The organism is Rhodococcus sp. R1101, assembly GCF_000278445.1.
In the GTDB taxonomy this organism is placed as follows: domain Bacteria; phylum Actinomycetota; class Actinomycetes; order Mycobacteriales; family Mycobacteriaceae; genus Rhodococcus; species Rhodococcus gordoniae.
The window spans coordinates 1-3,349 of record NZ_AJVB01000426.1 but is presented as its reverse complement, the minus strand read 5'-3'; the positions used below and the strand labels follow the sequence as shown (position 1 = coordinate 3,349).

Here is a 3,349-nt window from a genome sequence, read left to right as displayed (position 1 = left end):
GGACGACGTTGGTGTTCCCCTTGGCGCGAATTTCGTTCCCGGTGCCGTCGAAGCACAGGACGATGTTCTTCGATCCTTTCTTCGTCGTTGTTTCGGTCTGCTGTGTGTCTGTTCCGGGCTGCGGCATAGTAGGACTCCCTGAATGCGTCCGGCTGGTAGACCCGACGCTAGGAGCCCTGACAGGACGTCTCACGGGTAGTGCACTACTCGAATCCGGCCGACGCGTCGGACGGCGTTCCTGCATCGGACGCGTCCGTGCCGGTCAGCGGTATTCGTCGACCAGGTCGAGATAGTCGTCCCATGACGGCGGGCGGGTGCCGGCCAGTGCGGCGGCGAGACGGTCGAGGTAGTACTGCCAGCCCGGCCCGATCTCTCCGGCTTCCGAGCGCGGAACGTGACGGTGCGTGAACTCGAGGGTGGTGACCTCTCCGACCTGACGTAGCGCAACCTCGAGCTGCCACCCGTCCACATCGACGGCGAATCCGTCCGGGGGAGAACACCGAAGGATGTCCACGTATGTGGTGGCCGAGTCGTGGTCGTCGGTCATCGTCAACCGCACACGGCCTGTGGCCGGGTCGCCGATGTATGTGCCGTACCAGCGACCCAGCTTCTCGGAGTCGGTGAGTGCCGCCCAGACCTCGCCGATCGGGAGCGGGAAGTTGCGGTGGTAGATCAGCCGCACCAGCGACGAGTCGCTCGGGCAATCACGTTCCGGGCTCACTTCGCCTGCGATCGTCCTCGGCGTGCTCATCACGGCTCCTCTCATGGGCGCTCGCCTCACCGAAATTGTCCTGTATCCGGCTGTCGGCGCGAGCCGTTTCATCGCGATGGTTCCTCCGCTGTGGCCAAGGAGGTGCGCAGCCGTTGGTTCGGCAGCAGGGCGACTGCGACGAGCAGTGCCTTCCACCTGCCGTAGCGAGTGACGAGACGACCCGAGGTGTAGGAGGCGGACGCGAGTCCGAACACCAAGGGGGTCAGCAGGATCCCTGTGGCAGTGGCCGTGTGGTGGCGCACCGCCCGAAAGTACCCGCTGAGGAAGGACAGCGTTGCGTAGAACGCGAACCCGGACGACACGGACGTGATCAGAGCGCACGCGACGGTGCGCTGCCCGAGCAGATCCACCGGCGCCACAGGGACGGGAGTGCGGCGTTCGACGGCGAGCGCAGCGACGAGCAGGACACCGCCGACGACGAGGTATCCGCCTGGGTCGCAGTGCGACCAGCGCCACGCCGGCCGGTACCGCGGGCACGAGGAAACAGGCCCGCCAACCGAGAGGAGTGTCGACGAGTGCGCCGCCGAGGAGCGGACCGCCCGCCATCGACACCGCCATGACCACCGCGCCGTACCCGGCATAACGGCCCTGTTCCCGCGGCGGGATGAGAGCGCCGAACACCGCCACGGTCACAGCCACGGCGCCGCCGAGACCGACCCCGTGCACCACGCGACCGGCGAGGAGAACGGACAGAGCCGGAGCCGCAAGCCGAGATCACCGACCCCGCCGTCAATGTCAACAGCGCCGCCTGGACGAGAAGACGCGTGTCGTAGCGGTCGGATATCGATCCCCAGACCGGGGTGGTGGTCGCGTTGGCCAGGAGAGCGACCGTGATGATCCAGGTCAGGCCGACGGAGCCGCCACCGAGTTCTGCTGTGACGGCAGGTAGTGCGGGGATCGCGACGGTGCCCGAGAGCAATGCGGCGAACGGCGCTGCGAGCAGGGGGAGCAGCACCGCGAGAATGTCGTGATGGGTGGATGGTGGGTCGACGGATGTCGGTGACGAGAGCTGCGGAACCGCAGCTCGGTGCGAGGACATGACGAGGTCCTTGGACGAAGTCGGCGCTCGACGGAGTCGAGGACAGGGCCGGAACCGAATGCAACACGAAGCGAGCGCGCACGGGGATCGGACCGCCGGAAGGCGGGATCACCGATGCGATACTCGTCGCTCCGTCTTCTGCATTCGCATGACTTCTCCTCCGACGGGTGGACGCTTCCGTGACCACCGAATCGGTATTCCCAGTGGGCGCCATCGGCAGGCATCAGCACGAGTAGTGCGCTACTCGATCCCGTCGGGGCGGACCGGACCCGATCGAGAAGAGCATCTGCGAGACCGAGTCTCGCAACGTCGTTCGAATGATGATCACCACCGGATGGGTAGGTGGCAAACCGCAGCAAGGCGCACCGACGTCGGTCTGTTCTCGACATCCTGTGGCGCGTGTGTGAGTGAAGGAGGACCAGACGGGATGAGACCTGCTCTCTGCACGCAGGCCCTCCACCTGTCGACCGCAATCAGGTAGGGAACTACCCGTGCCTCGGGGTTCGAAGTACGGCACCCTCGGTATCGACGCAAGACGTTGACCGGAGGCACCGATGTCTACCGCGACCACACAATCCGACGGACAACCACCCCCCGTGCTCCTCGCCTCGGGCGGGAAGACTGTCGAGTTTCCCGAAGTGGGCGGTCCCGTGAGTGCCGGATGGCAGGAGGGCACGCTGACGCGTGCTGCGGAACTCGAAGCGATCTGTGAATGCGTGGAACAGCAGCAAACCCATACGGAGGGACGGGTCCTGTGCGGAGCCGTTCGTCGGCATCTCGAAGCAGCTCGCGGCGCTGCAGAATGGGGAAGGTCGCGGTTGCGCCGACCACTCCTCGTTCTGCACAGCGGTCCATTGATGGAACGCGCGATGAGCAACCTCGACGCCGGCGAAGCCCATCTGTTGAACCTGGAGCCGGCTGCGGATCTCCTCGGTCGGATGCCCTGTTTGCTCAGGCACGTGCAGTGCCACCTGCGTCCGAACGATCCCCGTAGGCAGGAATTCGAGCGCTTCGCGCGGAGGCTCGGGATCGGAGAGTTCGATCAGTCGCTGCCGACTCCCACCGAACCCAATCGGGCAGATCAGGAACGGATGGTAGAGGAGGAGCGACGGAAGATCGTCGCCGTCGTGCGGGCAGCGAGTTCGGCCGGTCTCCGGGAGCAAGTGCGGCTCCGCAGTTTTCGAAACATTGTGGTGACCACGACCGTGCTCTTGACGCTCCTCGCCGTGGGAATCGCGATCACCGGCCTGGTCTACCCACAGTTGGTTCCGATGTGCTTCGCGCCGGAGGAATCGGGCAGGGCAATGGTGGTGTGCCCGAACGGCCAGTCCGGACCCTTCCTCCCGAGCGGGGGCATGGCATCGGGTGGGCAGGGGGTCGACGACATGGTCAGAGCTACTGTTCGACCGGCGGATCTCCTCGTCATCGAACTGGTCGGGACGACGGCTGCTGCCATAGCCGCCGCAGCCGCGATACGCGGTCTCAAGGGCTCGTCCGAACGGTACGGCCTACCGGTTGCACTTGTTGCACTCAAGCTT

General features: G+C 65.7%; 3 protein-coding genes and 2 pseudogenes. 1 reads left to right on the top strand and 4 read right to left on the bottom strand.

The window, feature by feature from the left end; genetic code table 11:
* The 4 genes and pseudogenes from R1101_RS31140 to R1101_RS31545 form a co-directional block, all read right to left on the bottom strand.
* Window positions 1–127, bottom strand: a 127-nt coding sequence (locus tag R1101_RS31140; protein WP_232284789.1) for a DUF2235 domain-containing protein, incomplete at its 3' end; no start/stop codon positions are given.
* A 135-nt stretch (window positions 128–262) separates the two neighbouring features.
* Window positions 263–751, bottom strand: coding sequence for an SRPBCC domain-containing protein (locus R1101_RS31135; protein WP_016934949.1), 489 nt, complete (start codon window positions 749–751; stop codon window positions 263–265).
* 68 nt (window positions 752–819) lie between these two features.
* Window positions 820–1,131: a hypothetical protein gene (locus R1101_RS31130; protein WP_016934948.1), complete on the bottom strand. Its 312-nt coding sequence runs from the start codon at window positions 1,129–1,131 to the stop codon at window positions 820–822.
* A 49-nt stretch (window positions 1,132–1,180) separates the two neighbouring features.
* Window positions 1,181–1,465: pseudogene (locus R1101_RS31545) on the bottom strand (MFS transporter); the annotation flags it as partial.
* Between the two features lie 1,539 nt (window positions 1,466–3,004).
* Here R1101_RS31545 and R1101_RS31125 point away from each other — a divergent pair.
* A pseudogene (locus R1101_RS31125) lies at window positions 3,005–3,349 on the top strand (hypothetical protein); the annotation flags it as partial.